Raw genomic sequence first — 26,601 nt, forward strand, 5'->3', positions numbered from 1 at the left:
TCAGATGGTCGGCCCATGGGCCCGCCGACTCGGCCGACCCCAGTTCCCGCCCGAGCCCCGCACGACCGAAACCGACGAACGGAGGCCTCCGTGGCCGCGTCCGCTGAAGTGCTGTACCCCCTCCTCCCCAAACAGGGGCGGGAGCCGATCGACCTCTCCGGCCTCTCGGACCCGGACTCCGGCCTGGACGGCTCCTGCGCCTGCGGCTGCCCCGAGACCCCCCTGACCAGCGAACCCCCGCTCGCCGACAGCGCTCCGCTCACCAGCGAGCCGCCGCTCTCCGCCGAGACCCCGCTGACCAGTGAACCGGTCGCGGTGGGATACGGCACGGAACCGGCGGACATCTAGACCGCAGGGGTCCCCGCCGACCGGAGGGATGTACCGGATGAGCCGACTGGCACGGCTGGCCGCGGCACACGGAGTCTGCACCTCCTACGACCCCGCTCCGGGCCGTACGCTCCAGGTGCCCGACGCCACGATCGTCGAGGTCCTGGCCGCACTGGGCGTCGACGCCTCGACCCCGGACGCCGTCCGCGAGGCGCTGGACCGGCACGCCGGGGAGGAGGCCGCCCGGCTGCTGCCCCCCACCGTCGTCGTCCGCGTCCCCCGTCCCCCGCGCCCGGACGCGCCGTACGCCGCCGAGGCCTCCGCGGTCCGCGGCGTCCTCCCGCCGCTCCCCGACGGCACGGTGCTGAGCGTGGAGACCGAGGACGGCCGCGTCCTGGAGCGGGTCGCCCAGGCGGCCGGCCCCACGGCCGGGCGGCTGCCGCCGGGCTGCCACACCCTGCGCGCCCAGGCGCCCGACGGCCGCACCGCCCGCGCCGCGCTGATCGTCGCCCCCGACCGCTTCCCGGCGCCCCCGGGCCGCTCCTTCGGGCTCCTCGTCCAGCTCTACTCCCTGCTCTCCTCGCGCTCGTGGGGCATGGGCGACCTCGCCGACCTCGCCGACCTGGCCGCCTGGGCCGGGCGCGAGGTCGGCGCCGGGTTCATCCAGCTCAACCCCCTGCACTCCGCCGTCCCCGCCGGAGAGGGCGAGAGCATCGACCCCTCCCCGTACCGGCCGTCCTCGCGCCGCTTCGCCGACCCGGTGCACCTGCGGATCGAGGAGATCCCCGAGTACGGCTACCTGCGCGGCGAGGCCCGGGAGCGCGCCGCGGAGCTGGTGGACCGCGCCGCCGGGCTGCGCGAGGCCACCCTCGCCGAGGACGGCAGGATCGACCGCGACGCGGTCTGGGAGCTCAAGCGCCGGGCCCTGGAGCTGGTCCGCACCGTCCCCCTCAGCCCCGGCCGCCACGTCGCCTACTGCGACTTCCTCGCCGAGCAGGGCCAGGCACTGGAGGACCACGCCGTCTGGTGCTCCCTCGCCGAGGTCCACGGCCCCGACTGGCGCTCCTGGCCCGGCGGCCTGGACGACCCGCGCTCGTCCGCCACCGCGCGCGCCCGCGCCGAGCTGCTGGACCGGGTGGACTTCCACAGCTGGCTGGCCTGGCTCACCGACTCCCAGCTCGCCCGCGCCCAGCGCACCGCCCGCGACGCCGGCATGCCCGTCGGCCTCGTCCACGACCTGGCCCTGGGCGTCCACCCCTCCGGCGCGGAGGCCTGGTCCCTGCGCGACTACCTCGCCGACGGCATCTCCGTCGGCGCCCCGCCCGACGCCTTCAACGCCAACGGCCAGGACTGGGGCCTGCCGCCCTGGCGCCCGGACGCCCTGGCCGCCGCCGGGTACGCCCCCTACCGCTCGCTGCTGTCGGGGCTGCTGCGCCACACCGGCGGGCTGCGCATCGACCACGTGATGGGCCTGTTCCGGCTCTGGTGGGTCCCCCAGGGCCGCCCGCCGACCGAGGGCACCTACGTCCGCTACGACGCCGGGGCCATGCTCGGCATGCTCGCCCTGGAGGCGCACCGCGCCGGCGCCGTCGTCATCGGCGAGGACCTGGGAACCGTCGAGTCCGGGGTCCGCGCGGAGCTGGCCGCGCGCGGTGCGCTGGGCACCTCCGTGCTGTGGTTCGAACGCGACTACGAGTACCTGCGCACCCCCCGCCACGAGACGCCCCGGCCGCTGGACCCGCAGGACTGGCGCGCCGACTGCCTGGCCACCGCCACCACCCACGACCTGCCCAGCACCGCCGCCCGGCTCAGCGGCGACCACGTCCGGCTGCGCGACCGCCTCGGGCTGCTGGCCGGCGCCTTCGCCGACGAGCAGACCCAGGACGCCGCCGAGACCGCCGAATGGGTGGCGCACCTGGACCGCCTGGGCCTGCTGCCGGAGGGCGCGGGCGAGGAGGAGAGCGAGATCAGGGCGGTCTACCGCTTCCTGGCCCGCACCCCCGCGAAGATGGTCGGCGTCTGGCTGCCGGACGGCGTCGGCGACCGGCGCCCGCAGAACGTGCCCGGCACCTGGGGCGACCGGTACCCCAACTGGCGGCTGCCCGTGGCCGACGGCGACGGCAGGCCCGTCACCCTGGAGGAGCTGGTCGCCTCGCCCCGGCTGCGCGCCCTGCTGGAGACGGTGTACGAGGAGCTGCACGGCCCCCGGGAGGGCCGTATCCCCGCGCCGGGGGAGCACGGCGGGCAGCGCGAGGAGGACCTCGGCGCCCACCCCGGCGGCCGCGAGGGGCACCACGACGGGCACCGCGCCGCCCCCCGGCCGGGCGTGCAAGGCCACCCTGGGCGCGTGCCGTCCGGCGACGTTCGCTAGCGTTGAACCGTGGACAACAAGGTCACCCAGAACGTCAAGAGCGCCGGCACCGCCGTGCGCGCCGGAGCCGTCACCGCCCTCACCACGCTGACGCTCCTGGTCGCCGCTCCCACCGCCTCCGCCAACCTCTACCGCGACGACGGCGACGACCCGGGCACCGGCCTGAGCGTGGCCGAGACCCTCGGCCTGTACGTCGTGCTGCCGGTCGTGCTGTTCCTGGTCATCACCGGGCTGGTGATGGCGGGCGACAAGGCCTCGCGCAAGAGCGGCCAGATCGCCGGCCGCCAGGAGCCCAACCGCGGCTGACCCGTCCTTCCGCGGCGCCCCCGCCGCCCGGGGCGCCGCGCCCCGGCAGGACCGCGGGGCGGGGAGTCGTCCGGATGGACGCGCGGGAGGGCCCCGTCCTCGCCCTCCTCGGTCCACGGCTCCCGTGGCCGGGTGCCCCTCCGTCCACCGGCGGGGCGCGGGTGCGCACGGCCTGGCCCCGCCGCCGGCCGGAACCCCGGGCGCACCGCGGTCGCCGCGGCCGGGGCCACCCCCGGACGGTGCCGGTTCCGGGCCGGGATGCCACCATGTGCCCCCATGGAACTGCTCTCGCTCGTCGCCCGGCTCGCGCTCCCCGCGCCGGTGCGGCCGTCGGACCCTCCGGCCGCGCCCGCACCCCTGCCCGTCGACTGGGCGGCGGTCGAGGGACGGCTGGGCCTGCGGCTGCCCGCCGACTACAAGCGGCTGGTCTCCGCCTGCGGGCCGCTGGAGCTGGGCGGGCGCCTGTGGCTGCACGCGCCGTGCGAGCGGGGGGAGCGCTTCGAGTACGGGGACTGGCTCTGGGAGACCCACCGCGAGTGCCGCATCGCCTCCCGCCGGACCCCGCCGTACCAGCCCCCGCCCTTCCACCCGGAGCCCGGCGGGCTGCTGGCCTGGGGCGAGACGCGGGACGGCGTCCGCCTGTTCTGGGACACCGGGGCCCATGACGACCCCGACCGCTGGCCGGTCGTCGCGCACGACCGGAACGCGGGCGGCGAGGAGGACCCCTGGCGCCGCTGGGGGACGACGCTGACGGAGACCGTGGCGGCGCTCCTGGCCGACGGCCTCCCGCTGCCCCGCGGCAGGACGCTCGGACCGCTCCCGGCCACCGCGTGCCGCACCGCCTTCCTGGTCGGTGCCCGCCCCTGGACGCCGCCGGAGCGGGACCCCGAGCCGGCACCGGAGGCCGGGGGCGTACGGCGCGCCGCGCTCACCGGGGGGAACGGGCTGGAGGCGCTGACCCGGCTGGTGCCGCCGCCCGCCACCCCGTACCTCGGGGACGGCACCTGGGAATGGCTCTTCGAGGAGCTCGGCACCCGGCTGCCCGACGAGTACGTGACGCTGATGGAGCGCTACGGCTCCGGGCACTGGGGGAACTGGCTCGGCTTCTTCGCGCCCCTGCGCACGGCCGGGAACGGTCTCGCGCACCACGCCCGGCGGGCGGCCGACACCTACCGCGGGCTGCGCGGGAGGTCCCCCGAGCACCACCCGCTCGCCGTGTGGCCGGAGCCGGGCGGTTTCCTGCCCTTCGCCGTCTCCGTCGAGGGCGACCACCTGGGTTGGCTGACCGAGGGGGAGCCGGACGACTGGCCGGTGGCCGTCTGGCCCCGCCGCGCCGGCCAGGGGCCGCCCCTGGCGGGCACCCTGACGGACGTCCTGCTGGAGTGGCTGCGCGGGGACCTCGTCACGGAGGGGCTGGCCGGGCTGGGCGAGGAGGACGACCCCCTGGCGTTCGCCGGGTTCTCCCCGGGGAGCGACGACACCCACTGGTGACCCGGCGAGCGGCACGGGGAGGACGGAGGGGCGGAGGGGAGCGGACGCCGGGCCCGCCCGGGAGCGGTCAGCGCCTCCGCGGCAGCAGCAGCTCGGTGTTCCGGTCCCCCGGCTCACCGGCCAGGCCGGTGCCGCGGCCCGGCGCGTTGAAGGCCAGCTCGCGGTAGAGGGAGGCCAGGCCCGCGGGCGACAGGTCGCCGGGATCGGCGGCGTAGGGGGCCGCGGACTCCACGCAGGTGGTGAAGAGGGAGAGCGTCCCGTCGCCGTTGTCCGTCAGCTCGATCACGCGGGCGAGCTGCGGGTGGTCCACGTGCGAGGCGGTGGTGACCTCCCAGAAGCCGCGGTGCGGGGTGATCCGGTTGCGGTGGCTGTGCCCGTTGATCCACGCGACCACGTTCCCGTGCCGCTCCAGCAGGGCCAGGAGTTCGGCGCCGCCGGTGGTGATGGAGTCCCCGCAGTGGTGGCTGAAGACGACGACCGGGCCGTCGCCGTGGCGCGTCAGCTCGCGGTCGAGCCAACGCAGCTGGGCGGCGGAGACGTGGCCCCGGTAGTCGCCGCCGGGCGCGGTGGTGTCCAGGCTGATGCCGGTGACGCCGTCGGCGGCGCGGAAGGAGTAGTACAGCCGCCCCTCCTCCAGGGACTCGCGGGTGTGGCCGTGCCCGACCGGCCCCGGACCGGTGTACGCCGGGTCCAGGTGGAGCTCGGCGTACTGGCGGGTCGTCAGCGGGGCGCGGGACGGGTCGGGGGTGACGGTCCGCATCCTCCGGGCGTGGGTGCGCAGCAGCTCCCGCAGGCCCTCGCCCCGCACGTCCCCGCCCGCGCGCACCGTCCTGTGCAGGGCCAGGCCCTCGGCCGCCGACAGCTCGTACAGCTTCCGGTCCCCGACGGCCGTCTCGGCCAGCCACCCGCCGCTCGCGAAGTGGCCGCCGTGCAGGTCGTCGTGGTTGCCGACGGTGGAGTACCACGGGAGGCGCAGGCCGGGGCTGACGATCCGGCGGCGCGCGGCGTCCAGCAGGCCGTCGACGCGGGGGAAGCCGTGCTGCTTGTCGAGGTCGCGCACCGGGTCCTCGGGGTGCCAGTACAGGGGGAGACCGGAGTCCTGGACGCCCTCGTAGCGTGCCGGGTCGCCGGTGTCGGGGGTGATCCGGCCGCCGCTCATCGCGGTGAGGAACCACTCGGTCTCGGCGCGGCAGTTGTTGTCGGTATTGTCCCCGGTGGTCACCGCGAAGTCCAGGGGCGCGCCGGTGGCCGGCCCGCCGCTCAGCGAGTTGATCCGCTCCACCAGGGAGACCAGGCCGTGGACGGTGAGCGCCTCCTGCGGGCGCCAGGCGCCGGGGCGTCCGTTGCGCTGGAACTCGAAGCGCAGCGGGTGCTGGACGTCCGTGATGTGGGTGTCCGTGAGCTGCACGAAGCAGGCCAGGGGCGTGCGCCGCCGGACGCGGGCCCGGCCCGCGGCCGCGAGGTCCTCGCGCACCACCCGCTCCCAGCCGCGGCCCGCGCCCAGCCTGCGGTAGCCGGCGGTCCCGCGCGGCGCCGCCACGCTCTCCAGCGTGGTGCCGGCGGGGGAGGGGGCGGCGGCCGCGGTGCTCCGGGCGGACGGGGCGGGCGGCGGGGGGACCGGGGCCGCCGGCGCTGCGGCCCCGGCCGGCGCCCCGCCCCCGCCGAGGGCCGCTCCCGCGGCGGTGGCGGCGCCGGCCGCGCCCGCCGCGGCGAGCAGGGTGCGGCGGTCCAGGACGCGGTGGGCGGCGGATCGGTGGGCGGGCTGGCTGCGGCGGGACATGGGCGTCTCTCCCCGGATGCGAACGCGGCGCCTTGGGGGCGGGGCGTTCCCCCGCCCACCGGGGATCGTCGGCATCCGCGGTGACCCGCACTCCAACGGTGCGCGAACGCCCGGCACCGATCAGGGCGCATGGATCACCGAGGACGCGGCCGCCACGTCCCGCTCGCCGTCCGGTGCGGCCCCGCTCACCGCCCGTTCACCCGCCGACCGCGGGGGTCACTCCTCCTCGGAGGCCTTCGCGCGTTCGGCGGACGCGGCGAGCGCGGCGAGGGCGTCGGCGACGTACGCCTCGACGGCGGCCTTGCGGATGCCGAGGCCGCCGAGCGGGCCCCTGCCGTCCTCGAGTTCGAGCAGGGCGAGCAGGAGGTGCTCGGTGCCGACGTAGTTGTGGCCCAGCCGCAGCGCCTCCCGGAAGGTGAGCTCCAGTGCCTTCTTCGCCCGCGCGTCGAACGGGACGAGTTCGGGCGCCTCCCCGGCCGCGGGCGGCAGCGCCGCGGTGAGGGCCTCCCGGAGGCTCTGCGGCGTCACGCCCTGCGCGGCGACCGCCCGCGCGGCGAACCCGTCCGGTTCGCTCAGCAGGCCCAGGGCCAGGTGCTCGGGCCGGATCTCGGTGTGGCCCGCCGTCCGGGCCTCGTTCTGCGCCGCCACCACGACGTTCCTGGCCCGGGGGGTGTACCGGCCGAACCCCTGGGCGGGGTCGAGGTCCGGCGCGGATCCCTTGGGGACGAAGCGCTTCTGGGCGGCCTGCTTGGTGATGCCCATGCTGCGGCCGATGTCGGTCCAGGAGGCACCCGAACGCCGGGCCTGGTCCACGAAGTGGCCGATGAGGTGGTCGGCCACCTCGCCGAGGTGCTCGGCGGCGAGGACGGCGGTGGACAACTGGCGCAGGACGTCGTCCTCGGTCTTCTTGATGCCCTCGATCAGGTCGTCGAGGCGGACGGTGGGAGGAAGGGAAACCGGATTCTCCATGCGTCAACCATAGGTTGACGCATGGAGGGGCGTCAACCCCGGGTTGACGATGGGCTCGGACGGGCGGTCGGACCCCGCTCCGCCCCTCCCGGCCCCGCTCACCGGGCGGGCCGGGAAAAGGACTCCGTGCCCGCCGGTGCGGGCGTGCGAGGATGGCGCCGGAGACCCGCAGACAGAAGGAGATGACGCAGGTGCCTGGTACGAACCTCACGCGCGAAGAGGCGCGGGAGCGGGCCCGTCTGCTCGAGGTGGACGCGTACGAGATCGAGCTCGACCTCTCCGGGGCGCAGGAAGGCGGCACCTTCCGCTCGGTCACCACGGTGCGGTTCGACGCGCGCGAGGCCGGGGACAGCTTCATCGACCTGGTGGCGCCCACCGTGCACGAGGTGGTCCTCAACGGCTCCCCCCTGGACCCGGCCGAGGTCTTCGCCGACTCGCGCATCGCCCTGCCCGGCCTGGTCGCGGGCCGCAACGAGCTGCGCGTCGTCGCCGACTGCGCCTACACCAACACCGGCGAGGGCCTGCACCGCTTCGTCGACCCGGTGGACCGGCAGGCGTACCTCTACACGCAGTTCGAGGTGCCCGACGCGCGCCGGGTCTTCGCCAGTTTCGAGCAGCCCGACCTGAAGGCGACCTTCGCCTTCACCGTCACCGCCCCCGAGGGCTGGACGGTGATCTCCAACTCGCCCACCCCCGAGCCCCGCGGCACCGTCTGGCGCTTCGAGCCGACGCCGCGCATCTCCTCCTACATCACCGCGCTGATCGCGGGCCCCTACCACTCCGTGCACAGCACCTGGGAGGACGGCAGGGGCCGCACCGTGCCGCTGGGCGTCTACTGCCGCCCGTCGCTGGCCGAGCACCTGGACGCGGACGCCATCTTCGAGGTCACCCGGCAGGGCTTCGACTGGTTCGAGGAGAAGTTCGGCCTGCCCTACCCGTTCGCCAAGTACGACCAGCTCTTCGTCCCGGAGTTCAACGCCGGCGCGATGGAGAACGCGGGCGCGGTGACCATCCGCGACCAGTACGTCTTCCGCTCCAAGGTGACGGACGCCGCCTACGAGACGCGGGCCGAGACGATCCTCCACGAGCTGGCCCACATGTGGTTCGGCGACCTGGTCACCATGGAGTGGTGGAACGACCTGTGGCTGAACGAGTCGTTCGCCACCTACACCTCCATCGCCTGCCAGGCCGCCGCCCCCGGCAGCCACTGGCCGCAGGCGTGGACCACCTTCGCCAACTCCATGAAGACCTGGGCCTACCGCCAGGACCAGCTCCCGTCCACGCACCCGATCATGGCCGAGATCCGGGACCTGGACGACGTCCTGGTCAACTTCGACGGCATCACCTACGCCAAGGGCGCCTCCGTCCTCAAGCAGCTCGTCGCCTACGTCGGCGAGGACGCCTTCTTCAGCGGCGTGCGGACGTACTTCAAGCGCCACGCCTGGGGCAACACCCGTCTGACCGACCTGCTCACGGCGCTGGAGGAGACCTCCGGGCGCGACCTGAAGACCTGGTCGAAGGCGTGGCTGGAGACCGCCGGCATCAACGTGCTGCGCCCGGACGTCACCGTCGGCGACGACGGCGTGATCACCTCCTTCGCGGTGCTCCAGGAGGCGCCGGCCCTGCCCGCCGGCGCCAAGGGCGAGGCCGTCCTGCGCCCGCACCGCATCGCCGTCGGCTCCTACGAGCTCGACGGCGGCAGGCTGGTGCGCACCGGCCGGATCGAGCTGGACGTGGACGGCGAGCGGACCGAGGTGCCCGAACTGGCCGGCACCCGGCGCCCGGCCGTGATCCTGCTCAACGACGACGACCTGTCCTACGCCAAGGTCCGCCTCGACGCCGAGTCGCTGGCCACCGTCACCCAGCACCTGGGCGACTTCGCCGAGTCGCTGCCGCGGGCCCTGTGCTGGGCCTCGGCCTGGGACATGACCCGCGACGGCGAGCTGGCCGCCCGCGACTACCTGGAGCTGGTCCTCTCCGGCATCGACAAGGAGTCGGACATCGGCGTCGTGCAGTCCCTCCAGCGGCAGGTCAAGCTCGCCCTGGACCTGTACGCCGCCCCCAGCTGGCGCGAGGCCGGGCTGCTGCGCTGGTCCGAGGCGGCCGCGGAGAAGCTGCGCGCCGCGGCCCCCGGCAGCGACCACCAGCTCGCCTGGGCGCGGGCGCTGGCCGCCACCGCCCGCACCGACGAGCAGCTCGGCCTGGTCGCCGGGCTGCTGGACGGCAGCGAGAGCGTCGAGGGCCTGACCGTGGACACCGAGCTGCGCTGGGCCCTGCTCCACCGGCTGGCCGCCACCGGGCGCGCCGACGAGGCCGCCATCGAGGCCGAGCTGGAGCGCGACCGCACCTCGGCGGGCGAGCGCCACGCGGCCTCCGCGCGGGCCGCCCGGCCGACGGCCGAGGCCAAGGCCGAGGCGTGGGCGTCGGTGGTGGAGTCCGACAAGCTGCCCAACGCCATGCAGGAGGCGGTCATCGGCGGCTTCGTCCAGACCGACCAGCGCGAGCTGCTCGCCCCCTACACCGCGAAGTACTTCGAGGCGCTGGCAGGCGTGTGGGAGTCGCGCAGCCACGAGATGGCCCAGCAGATCGCGGTCGGGCTCTACCCGGCCCTCCAGGTCTCCGAGGAGACGCTGCGGGCCACGGACGCCTGGCTGGAGTCGGCCGAGCCCACCGCCGCCCTGCGGCGCCTGGTCACCGAGTCCCGCGCGGGTGTCGAGCGGGCCCTGAAGGCCCAGGCGGCGGACGCCGCCGCGGCCGTCTGACGCGCCGGGGGACCGAAGGGGGCGGTGTCCGCGCGGCCGGCGCGGGCGCCGCCCCCTCCCGTTCCCGGGGTCAGCGGGGCAGGACGGCCACGTAGGCGGCCGGGGGGCGCCTTGATGCCGCCTCCAGGGCGGCGCCCACCTCCTGCGCGGGCCGGCCGGGCCGGTCGCGGAGGTCGGCGGGGGTGACGTGCACGACCGTGACGCCCAGGCGTTCGAACTCCTCGCGCTTGCGGGCGTAGCGGACGCCGAGCCCGCCGCCCGGCGCGCTCCCGGCGCCCCTCCCCCCGCTCCGCCCCCGGACGTCGATCTCGACGGCGACGGCCTGGTCCGGCCAGTAGGCGTCCACGCCGCCGAGGTGGGGGCCGCCGGGCAGCCGCAGGTCCACGTTCCAGAAGGGCTCGGGCAGGCCGTGGGCGCGGACCATCCGGTACAGCAGGCCCTCGGCCGTCGCCCGGCTCTCGGCGACCAGGGCGGCCGCGGCCTCCGCCACCGCCGGGCGGCCCAGCAGCCGGGCCCGGGACAGCTCGGCGACGACGGCCTGGGCCTCGCAGCGGCAGTCGCGCACCGCCTCCGTCAGCAGCCGGCGCACCGCCCCGGCGTCGGCGAGCCGGGCGGCGGTGTCGGCCAGCGCGCGGGGTGCGGGCGCCACCGGCAGGCCGGTGATCTCCTCGGGCTCGGGGAGGGAGCGGGTGCGCACCACGCGGGCGAAACCGGCCGAGCGCAGCCGGCGCCCGCTCGGGACCAGCACGTCGATGTGCTCCAGGGCCGGCAGCGGGGGAGAGGAGGAGAAGCCGTGCAGGGCGAGCGCGGCGGGCCCGGTGATCACCGCGTCGGGCCCGGGGGCGGCGGCTTCCTCCGCGGGGTGCCCGGCGCGGTCCGGAGGCCCGGCGCACGTTTCGTGCAGCGCGCCGCACTGAGTCGGAACACGCTCCCGGCTCGCGTACAGCAGCACGGCATGCAGCCGCTCCTCGCTGGTCGGCGGGCCGGGGTGCAGCAGGTAGACGCCGGGCAGCGGCATCTGCCACGGGCCGCCCGGCCGGCAGCGCTCGCCGGCGACGGCGGCGGAGACGCCCAGCTCGCGCAGCGCGCGGGAGGTCACCACCCGGCGCCTTACGTGCGAGAGGTGGCGGACGGGGCGGGAGGAGAGGGGGGTCTCGTGGTTCATGTCCCGGCGATTCCCCTCCCGGCTCCGCCCGCCAACCTCTGTTACGCGCCTGTCGACGAATGCGGACAAGCCCGTCCTAAAGTACGGGCGTTCGAGCGCCGATCAGGGGCAGGCCGGTCGCCCGCCGAAGGCGGGGGGAGCAGCGGGGGAGGGAGCCGGTGGCGGGACGGCCCGGCACCCGGCCCGACCGCGCCCGCCCGCCCGCCCGGCGCGGCGAACGTGCCGGGCGGGCGGGCGGGCGCGGCCTCGTGCGGGGCGGGACCGGGATCAGGCGGACGCCGCCGCGTCGCACCGCTGCGCGCGCAGGGCGCGCGCCGTGTCGTCGCGCGCCTCCAGCACCAGCCGCCGCAGCGCCGGTGCGGCCCCCTCGTGGGCGGCCAGCCAGGCGTCCGTCAGCTCCAGCACCCGTCCGCTGTCCTGGAGGGCGGGGTAGAGACCGCGGACGACCGCCATGCCGATCTCGATCGACCGCTCGGCCCAGACCCGCTCGATCACCTCGAAGTACCGCTCCGCGTACGGCGCCAGCAGCTCCCGCTGCCCCGGCAGGTCGAAGCCGGCGATGGTCGCCTCCACCAGCGCGTTGGAGAGCCGGTCGGAGTCCACCACGTCCGTCCACGCCCGCGCCTTGACCTCGGCGGACGGCCGGGAGGCCAGGCAGCGCACCTGGTGCCGCCGGCCGGAGGCGGTGTCGTCGCGGGCCAGTTCGGCCGCCAGCCGCTCCTCGTCCGCGGCGCCCTCGGCGGTGAGGGCCGCCAGGAAGGCCCAGCGCAGCTCCTGGTCGATCTCCAGCCCGTCGATCCGGCCCGTGCCCTCCAGCAGCCTGTCCAGCATCTGCAGGTCGTGCTCGTCGTGCGCGACGGACGCGAAGAACCGCGCCCAGGCGAGCTGGTGGTCGCTGCCCGGCTCGGCCTGCCGCAGATGGCGCAGCGCGCCGCCCGCCAGCAGCCGCGCGCCCTCCGCGCGCCACTCGGGCGCCACGTAGTGCGCCAGGGCCGTGCGCGCCCAGGCGTGCAGCATCTGCACCACGCCGATGTCGCCCTCCTGGCCGCCGAAGCGCAGCACCAGGTCCAGGAAGTCGCGGGCGGGCATCAGCGCGTCGCGGGTGAGGTTCCACAGCGCCGACCAGCACAGCGCGCGGGCCAGGCCGTCGGAGACCGAGCCCAGGTGGGAGCGGAGGGTGTCCAGGGACACCTCGTCGAAGCGGACCTTGCAGAACGTCAGGTCCTCGTCGTTGACCAGGATCAGCTCCGGCCGCTCGGCCCCGGTCAGCTCCTCCACCACCGTCCGCGCCCCGGCGACGTCCACCTCGGCGCGGGCGTAGCGCTCCAGCGGGCCCCCGGCCGTCCGCCGCCGGTAGAGGCCGACGGCCACCCGGTGCGGACGCAGCACCGGGTGCGACTCCGGCGCCTCCTGGAGGACCGCCAGCTCGGTGATCCGGCCCGCGGAGTCGTAGGTGGCGTGCGGGGTGAGGGAGTTGACCCCGGCGGTCTGGAGCCAGGCGCGCGCCCACTCGCCCATGTCGCGCCCGGAGGTCTCCTCCAGCACCGCCAGCAGGTGCTCCAGCCGGGTGTTGCCCCACTCGTGGCGCTTGAAGTACCGCCGCGCGCCCTCCAGGAAGGCATCGCGCCCCACATAGGCCACCAGCTGCTTGAGGACGGAGGCGCCCTTGGCGTAGGTGATGCCGTCGAAGTTGAGCTTGGCGTCCTCCAGGTCCCGGATGTCGGCGGTGATCGGGTGGGTGGAGGGCAGCTGGTCGGCCCGGTACGCCCACGCCTTGCGGCGGTTGGCGAAGGTGGTCCAGCCGTCGGTGAAGCGAGTGGCCTCCACCATCGAGAAGGAGCCCATGAAGTCGGCGAAGGACTCCTTGAGCCACAGGTCGTCCCACCACTCCATGGTGACCAGGTCGCCGAACCACATGTGCGCCATCTCGTGCAGGATGACGTTGGCCCGGGCCTCGTAGGAGGCGTCGGTGACCTTGCCGCGGAAGACGTACTCCTCGCGGAAGGTCACGCAGCCGGGGTTCTCCATCGCGCCGAGGTTGTACTCGGGCACGAAGGCCTGGTCGTACTTGCCGAACGGGTACGGGTAGTCGAAGTGGTCGTGGAAGAAGTCCAGGCCCTGCTTGGTGACGGCGAAGACGTCGTCGGCGTCGAAGTGCCGGGCCAGCCCCCTGCGGCACAGGGCCCCCAGGGGGACCACCAGCTCGCCCCCGCCGGGCAGCTCGCGCCGGTAGACGTCGGTGACGTGGTGGTACGGGCCCGCCACCACGGTCGTGATGTACGTGGAGATCGGCTTCGTCGTCGCGAACCGCCACACCGCCGCGCCCTCGCCGGCCGGCTCCGGCTCGCCCTCGCGCGCGCCGTTGCTCAGCACCGTCCAGCCGGCGGGGGCGGTGACGGTGAAGGTGAAGGGGGCCTTGAGGTCGGGCTGCTCGAAGTTGGCGAACACCCGGCGGGCGTCGGCCGGCTCGTACTGGGTGTAGAGGTAGGTCTCCCCGTCCTCCGGGTCGAGGAAGTGGTGCATCCCCTCGCCGGTGCGGCTGTAGGCGCAGTGGGCGTCCACGGTCAGGGTGTTCTCGGCGGCCAGGCCGTCCAGGGCGATGCGGGTGCCGTCGAAGACCTCGCCCGGGTCGAGCGCGCGGCCGTTGAGCGTCACCGAGGAGACGGCGGGCGCCAGCAGGTCGGCGAAGGTGGAGGCGCCGGGCTCGGCGCAGCGGAAGCGGACGGTGGTGGTGGAGCGGAAGGTGCGGGGCCCGTCCCCGGTGTGGGGCCCGACCGCGGACCGCAGGTCGAGCGCGACGTCGTACCCGTCCACGGTCAGCAGCCGGGCGCGCTCCCGGGCCTCGTCACGGGTCAGGTTCTCACCGGGCACGGCGGGACTCCCTCGTCTCACATGGCGAACACAGGAGGTCAGGATCGCATGCGCGGCCGCCGGGCCGTGCGGGTGGCCGGGCGGACGGTGCGACGGACGGGCACGCGGGAATCACCGCACCGCCCCCGCGCGTTCCCCCTGCGCACGTTTCCGCGGCGGCCGGTCCCCGTTCGCCGCCGTCCCACGCGTACGACCACGAGTCACGAAACGGCGAGGAGAGCCTCATGTCCCGGACGCCCGAGAACACGAGCAGAGTCACGGCCGACTTCTGGTTCGACCCCATCTGCCCGTGGGCCTGGATGACCTCCCGGTGGATGCTGGAGGTGGAGAAGGTCCGCCCGGTCGACGTGCGCTGGCACGTGATGAGCCTGTCGGTCCTCAACGAGAACCGCCTGGACGAGCTGCCGCGGGAGTACGTCGAGCTGATGGAGGCCGCCTGGGGCCCGGTGCGCGTGCTGATCGCCGCCGAGCAGAAGCACGGTCCGGAGGTCCTCGGCCCGCTCTACACCGCGCTGGGCACCCGCTTCCACAACCAGGGCCGCCCCAACGAGCGCGCCACGATCGCCGAGGCGCTGGAGGAGGCCGGGCTCCCGGCGGAACTGGCGGACGCGGCGCACTCCGACGCGTACGACGAGCGGCTGCGCGCCTCGCACGAGGAGGGCATCGGGCTGGTCGGCCAGGAGGTCGGCACCCCGGTGATCGCCGTGCCGGGCACGGACGGGGAGCGGACGGCGTTCTTCGGCCCGGTCGTCACCCCCGCCCCCAAGGGCGAGGCGGCCGCGCGGCTGTGGGACGGCACGCTGCTGGTGGCCTCCACCCCGGGGTTCTTCGAGCTGAAGCGGACCCGCACCGAGGAACCGCGCTTCGACTGAGCCGCGCCGCCCCCCGCGCGCCTTCGCCGGGGCGGACGCGGCGCGGGACCGCGGAGGAGGGCGGGACGGCCCCCGCGCGCCGGCGCTCCGGCGCGCGGGGGCCGTCCCCCTCCCGTGCGGACCGCGCCCCCGGCGGCTACCGCCGCTCCTCCGCCGGGGCGGACGCGGAGCCCTCCCGCGCGGCACCGGCCGCCGCCCGCCGCTGGCGCACCAGGCCGGCCACCGACAGGGCCGCGGTGAGCGCGGCGGTGAAGGCGAGCTGGGTGCGGGTGTCGCCCTCGCGGAGCATCAGCAGCAGCACCGCCGCCACGCCCGCCAGCGACGCCCAGGTCAGCGCGGGGAACAGCCACATCCGCACCACCAGCCGCTCCGGCGCCTCCCGCTCCAGCCGCCGGCGGGTGATCAGCTGGGAGACGGCGATGAAGCCCCACACCACCAGCACCGCGGCGCCCACCATGTTCAGCAGCCAGGCGAAGACGGTGTCCGGCCACCAGAAGCTGAGCAGGACCGCGAAGAACCCGAAGGCGGAGGAGGCCAGCACCGTGCGGCGCGGCACGCCGCCGGTCACCTTCCCCAGGAACGCGGGGCCCTCGCCCCGGGCGACCAGGGAGTACGCCATGCGCGAGGCGCCGTAGATGTTGGCGTTCATCGCGGACAGCAGCGCGACGAGCACCACCGCGTTCATCACCTCGGCGGCGGCCGGGATGCCCAGGTGCTCCAGGACGGCCGCGTACGGGCCGGAGAGCACCGACTCGTCGTCCCAGGGGATCAGGGTGACGACCACCGCGATCGACCCGACGTAGAACAGCGCGATGCGCCACATCGCCGTGCGCACCGCCTTGGCCACGCCCCGGACCGGGTCGTGCGACTCGGCCGCCGCGATGGTCACCGTCTCCAGGCCGCCGTAGGCGAAGACGGAGGCCAGCAGGCCCACCACCAGGCCCTCGGCGCCGTTGGGCAGGAAGCCGCCCCGCCCGGTGAGGTTGGCGGCCCCGGGGGACTCGGTGCCCGGCAGCAGGCCCAGCACGGCCAGCAGGCCCAGCACGAGGAAGGCGACGATCGCGGCGACCTTCAGGGCGGCGAACCAGAACTCGTACTCGCCGAAGTTCCGCACCGCGAGCAGGTTGGTGCCGCTGAAGACCGCCATGAAGACGGCCACCCACAGCCACTGCGGGGTGCCCGGCAGCCAGCCCGACACGATCGCCGCGGCGCCCAGCGCCTCCACGGCGACGGCCACGCACAGCAGCGTCCAGAAGATCCAGCCCGCGGTGAAGCCGGCCCAGGGGCCGATCGCGCGCTCGGCGTGGACGGAGAAGGACCCCGAGGCGGGGTGGGCGGCCGACATCTCGCCCAGCATCCGCATCACCAGCATCACCAGGAGGCCGGAGAGGGCGTAGGCGACGACGATCGACGGGCCCGCGGCGGCGATGCCCGCGCCGGAGCCGACGAACAGGCCGGCGCCGATCACACCGCCGAGGGCGATCATGGACAGGTGACGCTGCTTGAGGCCGTGGCCGAGGGAGGAGTGCTCGGTGTCGTCCGGGTCCCGGTGGGGGGAGCCGGCGGTCTTCAGATCGGGCGTGCCGGACATGGGGGGATGCGCCGTCCAGGGATCGGGGAAGGGGGCGGGGGAAACGGAGTCATGCGCTCCGAACCCGGCCAGTGTGGTGCGCGGACCCCGCCGGCGGCAACGGCCGCGGAATTCCCGTCCGCTATACGGACGAGTTGGTCACAGACCGTGCACATCCGGAAGACGCCCGGAGACACCCGGAGAGGCCCGGCGGCGCACACCCGCCCGCGCCCCGGCCCCGTCCGCGGGCGGGCCGCCGGCGGATCGCGCGCTCCGCGCACGCCCCGGCCTCCAGCCTCCCTCCGGTCGCCTCCCACAAGCTCCAGGAGTATTTCTTTGTCGCCAATCTCACGGGGGAGCGCCGGGTAACGTCGGTTAACGTCGGGACGTCCCCGAACTCCCCCGACCTCATGACACCGGAGCCGTGATGACCCTTCCCGTCGCCACCACAGCCACCGTCCGCCCGGGCGCGGTCCTCGCCGACGTCCTGCCCGCCTCCACCGCGGCCCGCGCCCGGGTGCGCGACGCGGCGCTGGTCCTCGGCGGCGCCGCGCTCACCGGTGTGGCCGCCCAGCTCGCCGTGCCCGTGCCCGGCTCGCCCGTCCCCGTCACCGGCCAGACCTTCGCCGCCCTCCTCGTCGGCGCCGGCCTGGGCGCCCGCCGGGCGCTGGCCTCCCTCGGCCTGTACGCCGCCGCGGGCGTGGCCGGGATGCCGTGGTTCGCCGAGGGCGGCTCCGGTGCCGCGATGCCCTCCTTCGGCTACATCCTGGGCATGCTGCTGGCCGCCGTCGTCGTCGGCGCCCTCGCCCGCCGCGGCGGCGACCGCGGGGTGCTGCGCACCGCCGGGACGATGGCCGTGGGCACCGCGGTCATCTACGCGGTCGGCGTCCCCTACCTGGCCCTGGCCACCGGCATGTCCCTCGGCCAGGCCGCGGCGGCGGGCCTGGTGCCCTTCCTGGTCGGCGACGCCCTCAAGGCGGCCCTGGCCATGGGGGCCCTTCCCGCGGCCTGGAGGCTGGTCGGCCGGAAGTCGTGAATAGACTCCGTCCCATGCGCGTCTACCTCGGCTCCGACCATGCCGGCTACGAACTGAAGAACCACCTCGTCCAGTGGCTGAAGGAGACCGGGCACGAGCCCGTCGACTGCGGCCCGCACATCTACGACGCGGCCGACGACTACCCGCCCTTCTGCCTGCGCGCCGCCGAGCAGACGGCCGACGACGAGGACGCCCTCGGCATCGTGATCGGAGGCTCCGGCAACGGCGAGGCCATCGCCGCCAACAAGGTCCGCGGCGTGCGGGCCGCCCTGGCCTGGAGCGTGGAGACGGCCAGGCTGGGCCGCGAGCACAACAACGCCAACGTGCTCGGCATCGGTGCCCGGATGCACTCCACCGAGGAGGCCGTCTCCTTCGTGGAGGCCTTCCTGCAGACCCCGTTCAGCGGGGACGAGCGGCACGTGCGGCGCATCGACATGCTCTCGGCGTACGAGCGGACGGGCAACCTCCCGCCCGTCCCGGACCACCACCCGCGGCAGGACTGACCCGCCCGTGCCGGAGGGCCACACCATCCACCGGCTGGCCGCCGACCTCGACGACAGGTTCGGCGGCCGGCCCGTGCGCGCCTCCAGCCCCCAGGGCCGCTTCGCGGCGGGCGCCGCCCTCGTCGACGGCCGGGTGCTCGCCGCCGCCGACGCCCACGGCAAGCACCTCTTCCTGGGCTTCGACGGCCCGGCCGGGGGCGACTGGATCCACATCCACCTCGGTCTGTACGGCTCCTTCCGGCACGGCACCGGGGAGCCGCCCGAACCGGTGGGGCAGATACGGCTGCGCCTGGCCACCACCGGGGCCCCCCACGCCCACGCCGACCTGCGCGGCCCCGCCACCTGCGAGCTGGTCACCGACGAGGCCCGCCGGGCCGTCGGCGAGCGGCTGGGCCCCGACCCGCTGCGCGCCGACGCCGACCCCGAACGGGCCTGGGCGCGGATCTCCCGCAGCCGCACCACGATCGCCGCGCTGCTGATGGACCAGAAGGTCGTCGCCGGCGTCGGCAACGTCTACCGCGCCGAGGTCCTCTTCCGGCACCACATCGACCCCTACCGGGCGGGGAAGGACCTCACCCGCGCCGAGTGGGACGCGGTCTGGGCCGACCTGGCCGGGCTGATGCGCGAGGGCGTGCGCGCCAACCGCATCGACACCGTGCGGCCCGAGCACACCCCCGAGGCCATGGGACGGCCGCCGCGCGTGGACGACCACGGCGGCGAGGTGTACGTCTACCGGCGCGCCGGGATGCCCTGCCACGTCTGCGGCGAGGAGGTCCGCACCGCCCCCCTCGCCGCCCGCAACCTCTTCTGGTGCCCCGGCTGCCAGAAGCCCTGACCGGCCGGGACCGCCCGGTCCCGCCCCCGCCGCGCCGGCTCAGAAGCCGTGCGGCATCCAGGGCGCGACGGGCCAGGAGAAGGCGGCCGCGGCCGCGGCCAGGGCCCCCGGCCGCAGCTCCCGCACCCGCCCGGTGCCCGCCAGGGCGGCCAGGGAGGTGTCGCCCAGGTACACCGCGCCCAGGTCGCGCACGTCCAGCGCCAGCCCGGCCGGCGCGTCGGTGCGGACGCACTCGGCGCCCGAGGCGTCGCCGGCCAGCCGCCAGCGGCCGGAGTTCCACGGGCAGAAGGCGTCCTCCACCTCCAGCACCACGTCCACCGGCGCCGCGTACCGCCGCGCCGCCAGGGCCGCCCCGGCGTCCACCAGGCGCAGGTGCAGCCCGTCGCGGAGGCGGACGCCGCAGCGCCGCAGGTCGTCGACCATGTGCTGCCAGGGGTCGTCCACCGGGCGGGACCTCACCCGCAGCGTCGAGGTCAGGTCGATCTCCGTCAGGAAGCGCCACAGCGCCCCGTACGCCGCCGGGTCCGGCGCCTCCAGGGCGTGCAGCACCACCGTGCCCCGGGCCCCGGCCGCGTCCCACTCCGGCCGGACGGCGAAGCGCGCGTAGCCGAGCAGCTCACCGCCGGCCTCGGCCAGCACGCAGCGCTGCCGCGAGGCGCCCTCGCGGCGTCTCTCCGGATCCAGCACCTCCAGCCGCTCCCACCCGGGGAGCCGCTCCGTCCTCCCCGGCCGGCCGGGCACCAGGCGGGCGTAGAGCGCCTCGCACTCGTCCAGCACCGCGGCGGGGTCCGCCTCGCGCAGCCGCACGCCGTCCGCCTCCGGCGGCACCGTCAGGCGGACGCGCGAGGTGTCGATCTCGGCGCTCAGCTGCCGCGAGGCGATGCCGTAGCCGAAGCGGCCGTAGATCGCCGGCTCGGAGGCCATCAGCACCGCCAGCGGCTCCCCGGCGGCCCGCACGCCGTCCAGCAGGCGTCGCATCATGGCGCTGAGGATGCCGCGCCGCCGGTGCGTCGCGGCCACGCTCACCGCCGTCACCCCGGCCGCGGGCACGATCGCGCCGCCCGGCACCGACAGCCGGAAGGGGAACGAGCCCGCCGTGCCGACGATCCGGTCCCCGTCCCGCGCCGAGAGCGCCCGCTCGAACTCGGTCAGCTCCCGCCACAGCTCCCTCTCCTCGGGGGAGTCGGGGATCCCGCCGAAGGCGAGTTCGAGACCGGAGTACCACTCGTCCCACTCCTCGGGGCGCAGGCCCCGGAGATCCACGCTCGTCATGGCTCCATCCCTACCAGCGCGGAGCACGCGGGGCGACTGGATATCGAACACGGCTTCTGCCGCCCCGTATCGGGAATCGACGCACCCCCGAACGGGTGGATAAGGTCCCTGACATGGCAGGTCGTACGGGCAGGGTTCCCCCAGCGCCCCGGTGGCACCAGGCCCGCAGGGCCGTGCACCGGGTGCGTACCACCCTGCGCCGGTCCGCCGTCGACTACTTCCGCGGCGACGGCTCGGACTGGATCGCCTTCGCCGCGCTGCTGGTGACGGTCCCGGCCCTGACCTGGGCCACGCTCGCCGAACCGCTGTGGTTCGCGCCCGAGAGCCTGGTGCTGCCGGTCGTCCTGGGCGGCCTGCTGCTGCGCCCGGCCAGTCTGCTGGTCCTGTACGCCGCCGCGGCCGGCGCGCTGATAGTGGAGGCCACGGTGCTCGGCCCGTACACCGCGGGCCCCGGCCGGGTCACCCCCGGCACCACCCTGGTGGTCGCCGCGGTGGGGCTCTCCGGGCTGCTGGTGGCCCAGTTCCGCAGCCGGGTGGGCGTGCCCTGGAGGCGGGGCGGCACCATGCTCTTCGACCTGCGCGAACGCATCCGCGTCCAGAGCAAGCTGCCGAAGCTGCCCGCGGGCTGGCACCACGAGATGGCGCTGCGCCCGGCGGGCGGGCAGTCCTTCTCCGGCGACTTCGTCGTCGCCGCGCTCACCGGGCCCGACCGCCGCACCCTGGAGGTCGTCCTCACCGACGTCTCCGGCAAGGGCATGGACGCCGGCTCGCGTGCGCTGCTGCTGTCCGGGGCCTTCGGCGGACTGCTGGGCTCCCTGCCGCCGCACGCCTTCCTCCCGGCCGCCAACGCCTACCTGCTGCGCCAGGACTGGCAGGAGGGCTTCGCCACCTCCGTCCACCTCGTCCTGGACCTCGACAGCGGCGACTACGAGCTGTTCTCGGCCGGCCACGTCCCCGCCCTCCAGCGGAGCGCGGGCAGCGGACGCTGGGAGGAGAAGGCCGCCGAGGGGCCGCTGCTGGGCGTCTACGACGGCGTCCGGTTCGACGCGGTCAAGGGCAGCCTGCGCCCCGGCGACGTGCTGATGCTCTTCACCGACGGCCTGGTCGAGACGGCCGACCGCGAGCTGACCGAGGGCATCGACCGGCTGACGGGCGAGGCCGACCGCTACGTCGTCACCGGCTTCGAGGGAGCCGCCTGGCACCTGATCGAGGCCGTCGCCCGGGACGTCAACGACGACCGGGCCCTGCTGCTGATCCGGCGCGACTGAGGCGCTCCCCCGGTCCGCGGGCCGGGAGGGAGGCGGAGGAGGGGGAGAGGGGACGTGGGAGCACCGGCGGACCGGCCGTGGCCGGGCACCGAGGCGGAGGCGGTCGCCGAGCAGGAGCGGATCCGGCGGGCCGCGGACCTCGCCTCCCCCGGCCCCGCGCCGGGCGAGGTGGACAGGATCGCCGGGGTCGACGTCGCCTACGACCCGGGGAGCGACCTGACGGTCGCCGCCGCCGTGGTGCTGGACGCCGCGACGCTGGAGGTCGTCGAGGAGGCCGTCCACACCGGGCGCAGCCGCTTCCCCTACGTCCCCGGCCTGCTGGCCTTCCGGGAGCTGCCCGGGGTGCTGGCGGCGCTGGAGAAGCTGTCGGCACCGCCCGGGCTGGTGGTCTGCGACGGCTACGGCTACGCCCACCCCCGGCGGGCCGGCCTGGCGGTGCACCTGGGGGTCCTGACCGGGCTGCCGTGCTTCGGCGTCGCCAAGTCGCCCTTCGCCTTCTCCCACACCGAGCCGGGGCCGCGGCGCGGCGACTCCTCGCCGCTGCTGGACGGGCGGCGGGACCCTCCGGAGGTGGTGGGGCGGGCGCTGCGCACCCGGTCGGGCGTGAAGCCGGTGTTCGTCTCGGCCGGCCACGGCATCGGCCTGGAGCACGCCTGCGCCCACACGCTGCGCCTCACCCCGCGCCACCGCCTGCCGGAGACGACGCGCGGCGCCGACGGGCTCAGCCGCAGGGTCCTGGCGGAGATCGCCCGGGACCGGCGGGAGCCGCGCGGCGCCGCGCGCGGGTAGGCGGGTGGGGGGCGGGCTCAGCCCGAGGCCGCCGCCCCGGCCTTCGCCCCGGAGTCCGGGCCGCCGCGGCCGTCCGCCGGGGAGGGGCCGCCGCGGCCGGAGCCGGCGGGGGAGGCGTCGGGCTTGAAGATCCAGTCCACCCTGGGCTCCACCACGGGCCGGAAGACCCGCTGCACCGGCGCGGTGCACAGCACCGTGCCCAGGACCGCGGCGGCGGCCGTCACCGCGATCGCACCGGCCGGGGTGTAGATCCACTCGAGCCGGTCGTACCAGTCGTGCATGCGCGCCCACTGGGCGAAGAAGCCGTGCAGCAGGTAGGCGTACAGCGTTCCGACGCCCAGCGCGGTGAACCAGGTGCGGCGGCCGGGGACCCAGGCGAGGAAGCAGACGGTCAGCACCAGCGAGCAGCACAGCAGTGCGAGGTTCATCGGCGCCCCGATCCACCAGGGCACGCCGAACCCCTGGACGCTCTTCTGGTGGTAGAGCCATCCGAAGTCCATGCGGGTCGTCGCCCAGTAGGTGACGGCCAGGGACGCCACGGCGACCGGCGCGGCCACCAGCCGCACCGCGCGGCGCCGCACGAGCAGGAAGTGCTCGGGGCGCAGCCGGAGGCCGAGGACGAAGAAGGGCAGGAACTGCAGCACCCGCTGCATGCTCAGGTCGCCGCCGGTCTGGGGGGACAGGGAGGCCATCACGGCGATCGCCACGGACAGCGGCACGGGCCAGCGGACGGCCTTCCACAGCGGGGTCGTCAGGCGCCACACGAACAGCGCCACCAGGAACCAGGTCAGGAACCAGGGGTCCAGGAGGCTGAGGGCGTGCTCGGGGGCGTCGCCGGTCCGTTTGAAGACGGTGTAGGCCGCCTCGAAGACCACGTACGGCACGACCACGGTGGTCACCAGCCGCTTCAGCTGCTTCGGGCGCATGTCGAAGCTGCGGGAGAAGTAGCCGGAGATGAGGACGAACGCCGGCATGTGGAAGACGTAGACGAAGCCGTAGAGCGCCTGCATGATCCGGGAGTCGCCGGTCATGGGGGCCCAGGCGTGCCCGATGACGACCAGCACGATCGCCAGGAACTTCGCGTTGTCGAAGTAGGGGTCCCGCTGCTTCGCCTGCCCGCCGCCCCCTCTCGCCGCGGCCGGGGCGGCCTCCGGTGCGGGTGGGACCGGGCGTGCCGCCTCGTCGGGCCGGGCCGGGGGAAGCGGTGAGCGCTCGTAGCCAGCGTGAAACATCTTTCGCACCTTAGCGGGAAGTGAAGCGGAGGGAAATTCGCGGCGTTGCTTCTTCCCCGGGACCGTAGGGCATGCCCCGCGGGCGCCCGAACGGCGGTCCCGGCGACGCCTGCGGGACCTCGCCGGCTACCCCGTTCGGCTGACACGCCCGGAAGCCGCCGATCCGTCTCCTGCCCCCATCCCGGCGGCAGTTGGTGGCACGATGGTCACCGGCGGGGACGCGGCGGAGGGTCCCCGGGCCGGTGCGTCCGGTCCAGAGGCGTTGCGACCGAGGGTGTGATCAGTTGTGGCCATTTCGCTGTCAGTGGTGCTGCTCCTGGCAATCATCATGATCGTGCTCATCCGGGGCGGCTCGCTGAAGGCGGGCCCCGCCTTCGTGGCGGCCCTCTTCGGGTTCTTCCTGGCCTCCACGGGGATGGCCCCGGCGATCAACCGCTTCCTCAACTCGCTCGCCGAGTCGATCAACCAGATCAGCTTCTGACGCGGCTCCCGCGCGTGCGGTGACGCGGAACAGCGCGACGGCCCGGCCCCCCGCCGAGGGGAGCCGGGCCGTCGCGCTCGTGGAGCGGGCGACGGGAATCGAACCCGCGTAGCCAGTTTGGAAGACTGGGGCTCTACCATTGAGCTACGCCCGCAACGCGCCGTGGACCACGGGGCGGACCGATCATAACCGGATGGTCCGGGCCCGCCAACCGATCGTGACCGATTGCGGCACGCTCCGCATCGTACGGCATGTACGCTACGTGTCGCACGGACGGGGTGTGGCGCAGCTTGGTAGCGCGTCCGCTTTGGGAGCGGAAGGTCGTCGGTTCGAATCCGGCCACCCCGACCACGTACTATGAAAGACGCGCCTGTCTGTGTCGTGTCTGCGTGCGGGGCGCCTCAACAAGTAGAAGTTCCCAGCAGTCAGCCCCAAGGAGACCGACCGTGAAGAGCGCCGTGGAGACCCTGAACCCCACCCGGGTTCGGCTCACTGTCGAGGTGCCCTTCGAGGAGCTCAAGCCCAGCCTCGACGCGGCGTACAAGAAGATCAACCAGCAGGTCACGGTGCCCGGCTTCCGCAAGGGCAAGGTCCCGGCCCGGGTGATCGACCAGCGCTTCGGCCGGGGCGCGGTGCTGGAGGAGGCGGTCAACGACGCGCTCCCCAAGCTCTACCAGGAGGCCGTCGAGGAGGGTGAGCTGAGCCCGCTGGGTCAGCCCGAGGTCGACATCACCGAGCTCAAGGACAACGAGCTCCTGGCCTTCACCGCCGAGGTCGACGTCCGCCCGGCGATCGAGGTCCCCGACTACTCCGGCATCGAGGTCACCGTCGACGCCGTCGAGGTCACCGACGAGGACGTGGAGAAGTCCGTCGAGCAGCTCCGCGAGCGCTTCGCCTCCACCACCGTCGTCGAGCGCGCCGCCGCCGAGGGCGACGTCGTCAAGATCGACCTGGAGGCCCGGGTCGACGGCGAGGTCCTGGAGGACGGCGTCGCCAAGGGCATCGACTACACCATCGGCTCCGGCGAGCTGCTGGACGGCATCGACGAGGCCGTCACCGGCCTGGAGGCCGGCGCCTCGGCGACCTTCACCTCCGAGCTCAAGGGCGGCTCCGCCGCCGGCCGCGAGGCCGAGATCACGGTGGAGGTCGCCTCCGTCTCCGCCCGCGAACTCCCCGAGCTGGACGACGAGTTCGCCCAGATGGCCAGCGAGTTCGACACCCTCGAGGAGCTGCGGGCCGACAGCCGCAAGCGCCTGGAGCGGATGAAGAAGTACGACCAGGCCACCCAGGCCCAGGAGAAGGTGCTCGACGCGCTGATCGGCCTGGTGGAGGTCCCGATCCCGGAGAAGCTCCTCCAGGACGAGATCAACACCCGCAAGCACAACCTGGTCAACCACCAGCTCGCCCAGATGGGCATGGACCTCGAGACCTACCTGAAGCTCCAGGACAAGTCCGAGGAGGAGTTCGACGCCGAGCTCAAGGAGCAGGCGGAGAAGGGCATCCGCACCCAGTTCATCCTCGACGAGCTGGTCTCCAAGGAGAAGCTGAACGTCAACCAGGAGGAGCTCACCGAGCACCTCATGCGCCGTGCGCAGTCCTCCGGCATGGCCCCCGACCAGTTCGCCCAGGCCGTCGTCGAGAGCGGCCAGGTGCCGATGCTCGTCGGCGAGGTCGCCCGCGGCAAGGCCCTCGCGGTCGTCGTCGAGGCCGCCAAGGTCACCGACACCAACGGTGACGCCGTCACCCTCGACGACGAGGAGGACGAGGAGGCCGAGACCGCCGAGGCGTCCGCCGGGGAGCAGGGCGAGAAGCAGACCGCGGAGCCCGGCGCCTCCGAGGACTGACCTTCGGGCCGCCCCCCTGTACGACGGAACGGGCCCGTGCGCGACACCGCGTGCGGGCCCGTTCGCGTACGGCGGAACACGCCGACCCCACCTGCGGGAACGCTCCCTGCGCTGAAAGCGAACAGTTCTCGGACCGGGATGGCGCGATCGGACCCGCGCGTTAGGGTCCAAGTACAGACAAGACCCCAGAGACGGCCCTGTGAGAGACCGCAGCCGTCCGACACGAGCAGGTGGACACGTGACGCTTCCGATGCCTTCCGCCGCCACCGAGCCGACCATCGGTGGCCTCGGCGACCAGGTCTACAACCGGCTGCTCAACGAGCGGATCATCTTCCTCGGCCAGCCGGTCGACGATGACATCGCCAACAAGATCACCGCTCAGCTGCTCCTCCTGGCCGCTGACCCGGACAAGGACATCTACCTCTACATCAACAGTCCGGGCGGCTCCATCACGGCCGGCATGGCGATCTACGACACCATGCAGTACATCAAGAACGACGTGGTGACCATCGCGATGGGCCTGGCCGCGTCCATGGGCCAGTTCCTGCTGAGCGCGGGCACCCCCGGCAAGCGCTTCGCCCTCCCCAACGCGGAGATCCTCATCCACCAGCCCTCCGCGGGGCTGGCGGGCTCGGCCTCGGACATCAAGATCCACGCCGAGCAGCTGCTGCGCACCAAGAAGAAGATGGCGCGGCTGTCCGCGCTGCACACCGGGCAGACCGAGGAGCAGTGGAACCGCGACGCCGACCGCGACCGCTGGTTCACCGCCCAGGAGGCCAAGGAGTACGGCCTGATCGACGAGGTCTACGGCTCCGCCGCGCAGCTCCCGGGTGGTGGCGGTACGGGCGCGTGAGCGC

General features: G+C 74.8%; 21 protein-coding genes and 2 tRNA genes. 15 read left to right on the forward strand and 8 right to left on the reverse strand.

The annotated features are described in order from the left end of the window. Window positions 1-90: 90 nt before the first annotated feature. From ACFSJS_RS00155 to ACFSJS_RS00170, 4 genes are all read left to right on the forward strand, one after another. Window positions 91-348, forward strand: a complete 258-nt coding sequence (locus ACFSJS_RS00155) for a hypothetical protein (protein WP_380895279.1) — start codon at window positions 91-93, stop codon at window positions 346-348. Window positions 349-376: 28 nt separating this feature from the next. Then, the gene (malQ, locus tag ACFSJS_RS00160; RefSeq protein ID WP_417822930.1) at window positions 377-2,698 is read left to right on the forward strand and encodes a 4-alpha-glucanotransferase; all 2,322 of its coding nucleotides are present in this window, start codon (window positions 377-379) and stop codon (window positions 2,696-2,698) included. A 9-nt stretch (window positions 2,699-2,707) separates the two neighbouring features. Beyond that, a complete protein-coding gene (locus tag ACFSJS_RS00165) occupies window positions 2,708-3,004 on the forward strand; it encodes a hypothetical protein (RefSeq protein WP_380895283.1) in 297 nt (98 codons plus the stop codon). 276 nt (window positions 3,005-3,280) lie between these two features. Further along, window positions 3,281-4,495: an SMI1/KNR4 family protein gene (locus tag ACFSJS_RS00170; RefSeq protein ID WP_380895285.1), complete on the forward strand. Its 1,215-nt coding sequence runs from the start codon at window positions 3,281-3,283 to the stop codon at window positions 4,493-4,495. 67 nt (window positions 4,496-4,562) lie between these two features. On the opposite strand, the gene ACFSJS_RS00175 is transcribed toward ACFSJS_RS00170, so the two are convergent. Beyond that, window positions 4,563-6,275, reverse strand: coding sequence for a TIGR03767 family metallophosphoesterase (locus tag ACFSJS_RS00175; protein WP_380895287.1), 1,713 nt, complete (start codon window positions 6,273-6,275; stop codon window positions 4,563-4,565). A 216-nt stretch (window positions 6,276-6,491) separates the two neighbouring features. Continuing rightward, a complete protein-coding gene (locus ACFSJS_RS00180; protein ID WP_380895289.1) occupies window positions 6,492-7,244 on the reverse strand; it encodes a Clp protease N-terminal domain-containing protein in 753 nt (250 codons plus the stop codon). Window positions 7,245-7,435: 191 nt separating this feature from the next. Between ACFSJS_RS00180 and pepN (ACFSJS_RS00185) the strand changes: the two genes are divergently transcribed. Then, the gene (gene pepN, locus ACFSJS_RS00185) at window positions 7,436-10,006 is read left to right on the forward strand and encodes an aminopeptidase N (RefSeq protein WP_380895291.1); all 2,571 of its coding nucleotides are present in this window, start codon (window positions 7,436-7,438) and stop codon (window positions 10,004-10,006) included. A gap of 70 nt (window positions 10,007-10,076) precedes the next feature. Here the strand turns inward: pepN (ACFSJS_RS00185) and ACFSJS_RS00190 are convergent, their stop codons facing one another. Continuing rightward, window positions 10,077-11,171: a hypothetical protein gene (locus ACFSJS_RS00190; protein WP_380895293.1), complete on the reverse strand. Its 1,095-nt coding sequence runs from the start codon at window positions 11,169-11,171 to the stop codon at window positions 10,077-10,079. Window positions 11,172-11,438: 267 nt separating this feature from the next. After that, window positions 11,439-14,042 carry an aminopeptidase N gene (gene pepN, locus ACFSJS_RS00195; RefSeq protein WP_380895295.1) on the reverse strand — a complete coding sequence of 868 codons (2,604 nt, stop codon included), beginning with the start codon at window positions 14,040-14,042 and terminating at the stop codon, window positions 11,439-11,441. A 224-nt stretch (window positions 14,043-14,266) separates the two neighbouring features. Here pepN (ACFSJS_RS00195) and ACFSJS_RS00200 point away from each other — a divergent pair, with 224 nt between their 5' ends. Next, window positions 14,267-14,914: a DsbA family oxidoreductase gene (locus tag ACFSJS_RS00200; RefSeq protein ID WP_380895297.1), complete on the forward strand. Its 648-nt coding sequence runs from the start codon at window positions 14,267-14,269 to the stop codon at window positions 14,912-14,914. Window positions 14,915-15,050: 136 nt separating this feature from the next. Here the strand turns inward: ACFSJS_RS00200 and ACFSJS_RS00205 are convergent, their stop codons facing one another. Next, a complete protein-coding gene (locus ACFSJS_RS00205) occupies window positions 15,051-16,505 on the reverse strand; it encodes an amino acid permease (protein ID WP_380895299.1) in 1,455 nt (484 codons plus the stop codon). Window positions 16,506-16,911: 406 nt separating this feature from the next. Between ACFSJS_RS00205 and ACFSJS_RS00210 the strand changes: the two genes are divergently transcribed. Genes ACFSJS_RS00210 through ACFSJS_RS00220 form a run of 3 tightly spaced genes read left to right on the forward strand, consistent with a single transcriptional unit; the run spans window position 16,912 to window position 18,858 of the window. Continuing rightward, on the forward strand, window positions 16,912-17,520 hold the full coding sequence (locus ACFSJS_RS00210; RefSeq protein WP_380895301.1) for a biotin transporter BioY: 609 nt from the start codon (window positions 16,912-16,914) through the stop codon (window positions 17,518-17,520). A 14-nt stretch (window positions 17,521-17,534) separates the two neighbouring features. Further along, window positions 17,535-18,023, forward strand: coding sequence for a ribose-5-phosphate isomerase (locus ACFSJS_RS00215; protein WP_380895303.1), 489 nt, complete (start codon window positions 17,535-17,537; stop codon window positions 18,021-18,023). 7 nt (window positions 18,024-18,030) lie between these two features. Beyond that, window positions 18,031-18,858, forward strand: a complete 828-nt coding sequence (locus ACFSJS_RS00220; protein ID WP_380895305.1) for an Fpg/Nei family DNA glycosylase — start codon at window positions 18,031-18,033, stop codon at window positions 18,856-18,858. 39 nt (window positions 18,859-18,897) lie between these two features. Here the strand turns inward: ACFSJS_RS00220 and ACFSJS_RS00225 are convergent, their stop codons facing one another. Further along, a complete protein-coding gene (locus tag ACFSJS_RS00225) occupies window positions 18,898-20,130 on the reverse strand; it encodes a GNAT family N-acetyltransferase (RefSeq protein ID WP_380895307.1) in 1,233 nt (410 codons plus the stop codon). A gap of 113 nt (window positions 20,131-20,243) precedes the next feature. Between ACFSJS_RS00225 and ACFSJS_RS00230 the strand changes: the two genes are divergently transcribed. After that, entirely contained in the window at window positions 20,244-21,398 is a 1,155-nt protein-coding gene (locus tag ACFSJS_RS00230) for a PP2C family protein-serine/threonine phosphatase (RefSeq protein ID WP_380895309.1), read from the forward strand. 54 nt (window positions 21,399-21,452) lie between these two features. Beyond that, entirely contained in the window at window positions 21,453-22,187 is a 735-nt protein-coding gene (locus ACFSJS_RS00235) for an endonuclease V (RefSeq protein WP_380895311.1), read from the forward strand. A gap of 17 nt (window positions 22,188-22,204) precedes the next feature. Here ACFSJS_RS00235 and ACFSJS_RS00240 read toward each other — a convergent pair whose 3' ends face one another. Continuing rightward, complete coding sequence (locus ACFSJS_RS00240; RefSeq protein ID WP_380895312.1) at window positions 22,205-23,419, reverse strand: acyltransferase family protein; 1,215 nt, start codon at window positions 23,417-23,419, stop codon at window positions 22,205-22,207. Between the two features lie 286 nt (window positions 23,420-23,705). Here ACFSJS_RS00240 and ACFSJS_RS00245 point away from each other — a divergent pair, with 286 nt between their 5' ends. After that, window positions 23,706-23,900 (forward strand): hypothetical protein, encoded by a 195-nt coding sequence (locus ACFSJS_RS00245; RefSeq protein ID WP_380895314.1) that lies wholly within the window; start codon window positions 23,706-23,708, stop codon window positions 23,898-23,900. An 80-nt stretch (window positions 23,901-23,980) separates the two neighbouring features. Here the strand turns inward: ACFSJS_RS00245 and ACFSJS_RS00250 are convergent. Next, window positions 23,981-24,054: transfer RNA gene (locus ACFSJS_RS00250), tRNA-Gly, on the reverse strand. Window positions 24,055-24,174: 120 nt separating this feature from the next. Here ACFSJS_RS00250 and ACFSJS_RS00255 point away from each other — a divergent pair. The 3 genes from ACFSJS_RS00255 to ACFSJS_RS00265 all read left to right on the forward strand — a co-directional run bounded on the left by ACFSJS_RS00255 (window position 24,175) and on the right by ACFSJS_RS00265 (window position 26,597). After that, a tRNA-Pro gene (locus ACFSJS_RS00255) sits at window positions 24,175-24,251 on the forward strand. Between the two features lie 95 nt (window positions 24,252-24,346). Beyond that, on the forward strand, window positions 24,347-25,744 hold the full coding sequence (gene tig / locus ACFSJS_RS00260) for a trigger factor (RefSeq protein ID WP_380895316.1): 1,398 nt from the start codon (window positions 24,347-24,349) through the stop codon (window positions 25,742-25,744). A 250-nt stretch (window positions 25,745-25,994) separates the two neighbouring features. Then, window positions 25,995-26,597, forward strand: coding sequence for an ATP-dependent Clp protease proteolytic subunit (locus ACFSJS_RS00265; protein WP_380896720.1), 603 nt, complete (start codon window positions 25,995-25,997; stop codon window positions 26,595-26,597). Window positions 26,598-26,601 lie beyond the last annotated feature (4 nt).

The organism is Streptomyces desertarenae (assembly GCF_042681365.1).
Classification (GTDB): domain Bacteria; phylum Actinomycetota; class Actinomycetes; order Streptomycetales; family Streptomycetaceae; genus Streptomyces; species Streptomyces desertarenae.

What these genes read in the sequence shown, in the direction of transcription:
- malQ (WP_417822930.1), top strand. Translation starts at nt 377, where the DNA reads ATGTACCGGATGAGCCGACTGGCACGGCTGGCCGCGGCACACGGAGTC.
- ACFSJS_RS00170 (WP_380895285.1), top strand. Translation starts at nt 3,281, where the DNA reads ATGGAACTGCTCTCGCTCGTCGCCCGGCTCGCGCTCCCCGCGCCGGTG.
- ACFSJS_RS00175 (WP_380895287.1), bottom strand. Translation starts at nt 6,275, where the DNA reads ATGTCCCGCCGCAGCCAGCCCGCCCACCGATCCGCCGCCCACCGCGTC.
- ACFSJS_RS00180 (WP_380895289.1), bottom strand. Translation starts at nt 7,244, where the DNA reads ATGGAGAATCCGGTTTCCCTTCCTCCCACCGTCCGCCTCGACGACCTG.
- ACFSJS_RS00190 (WP_380895293.1), bottom strand. Translation starts at nt 11,171, where the DNA reads ATGAACCACGAGACCCCCCTCTCCTCCCGCCCCGTCCGCCACCTCTCG.
- ACFSJS_RS00200 (WP_380895297.1), top strand. Translation starts at nt 14,267, where the DNA reads ATGTCCCGGACGCCCGAGAACACGAGCAGAGTCACGGCCGACTTCTGG.
- ACFSJS_RS00205 (WP_380895299.1), bottom strand. Translation starts at nt 16,505, where the DNA reads ATGTCCGGCACGCCCGATCTGAAGACCGCCGGCTCCCCCCACCGGGAC.
- ACFSJS_RS00210 (WP_380895301.1), top strand. Translation starts at nt 16,912, where the DNA reads ATGACCCTTCCCGTCGCCACCACAGCCACCGTCCGCCCGGGCGCGGTC.
- ACFSJS_RS00215 (WP_380895303.1), top strand. Translation starts at nt 17,535, where the DNA reads ATGCGCGTCTACCTCGGCTCCGACCATGCCGGCTACGAACTGAAGAAC.
- ACFSJS_RS00225 (WP_380895307.1), bottom strand. Translation starts at nt 20,130, where the DNA reads ATGACGAGCGTGGATCTCCGGGGCCTGCGCCCCGAGGAGTGGGACGAG.
- ACFSJS_RS00230 (WP_380895309.1), top strand. Translation starts at nt 20,244, where the DNA reads ATGGCAGGTCGTACGGGCAGGGTTCCCCCAGCGCCCCGGTGGCACCAG.
- ACFSJS_RS00240 (WP_380895312.1), bottom strand. Translation starts at nt 23,419, where the DNA reads ATGTTTCACGCTGGCTACGAGCGCTCACCGCTTCCCCCGGCCCGGCCC.
- ACFSJS_RS00265 (WP_380896720.1), top strand. Translation starts at nt 25,995, where the DNA reads ATGCCTTCCGCCGCCACCGAGCCGACCATCGGTGGCCTCGGCGACCAG.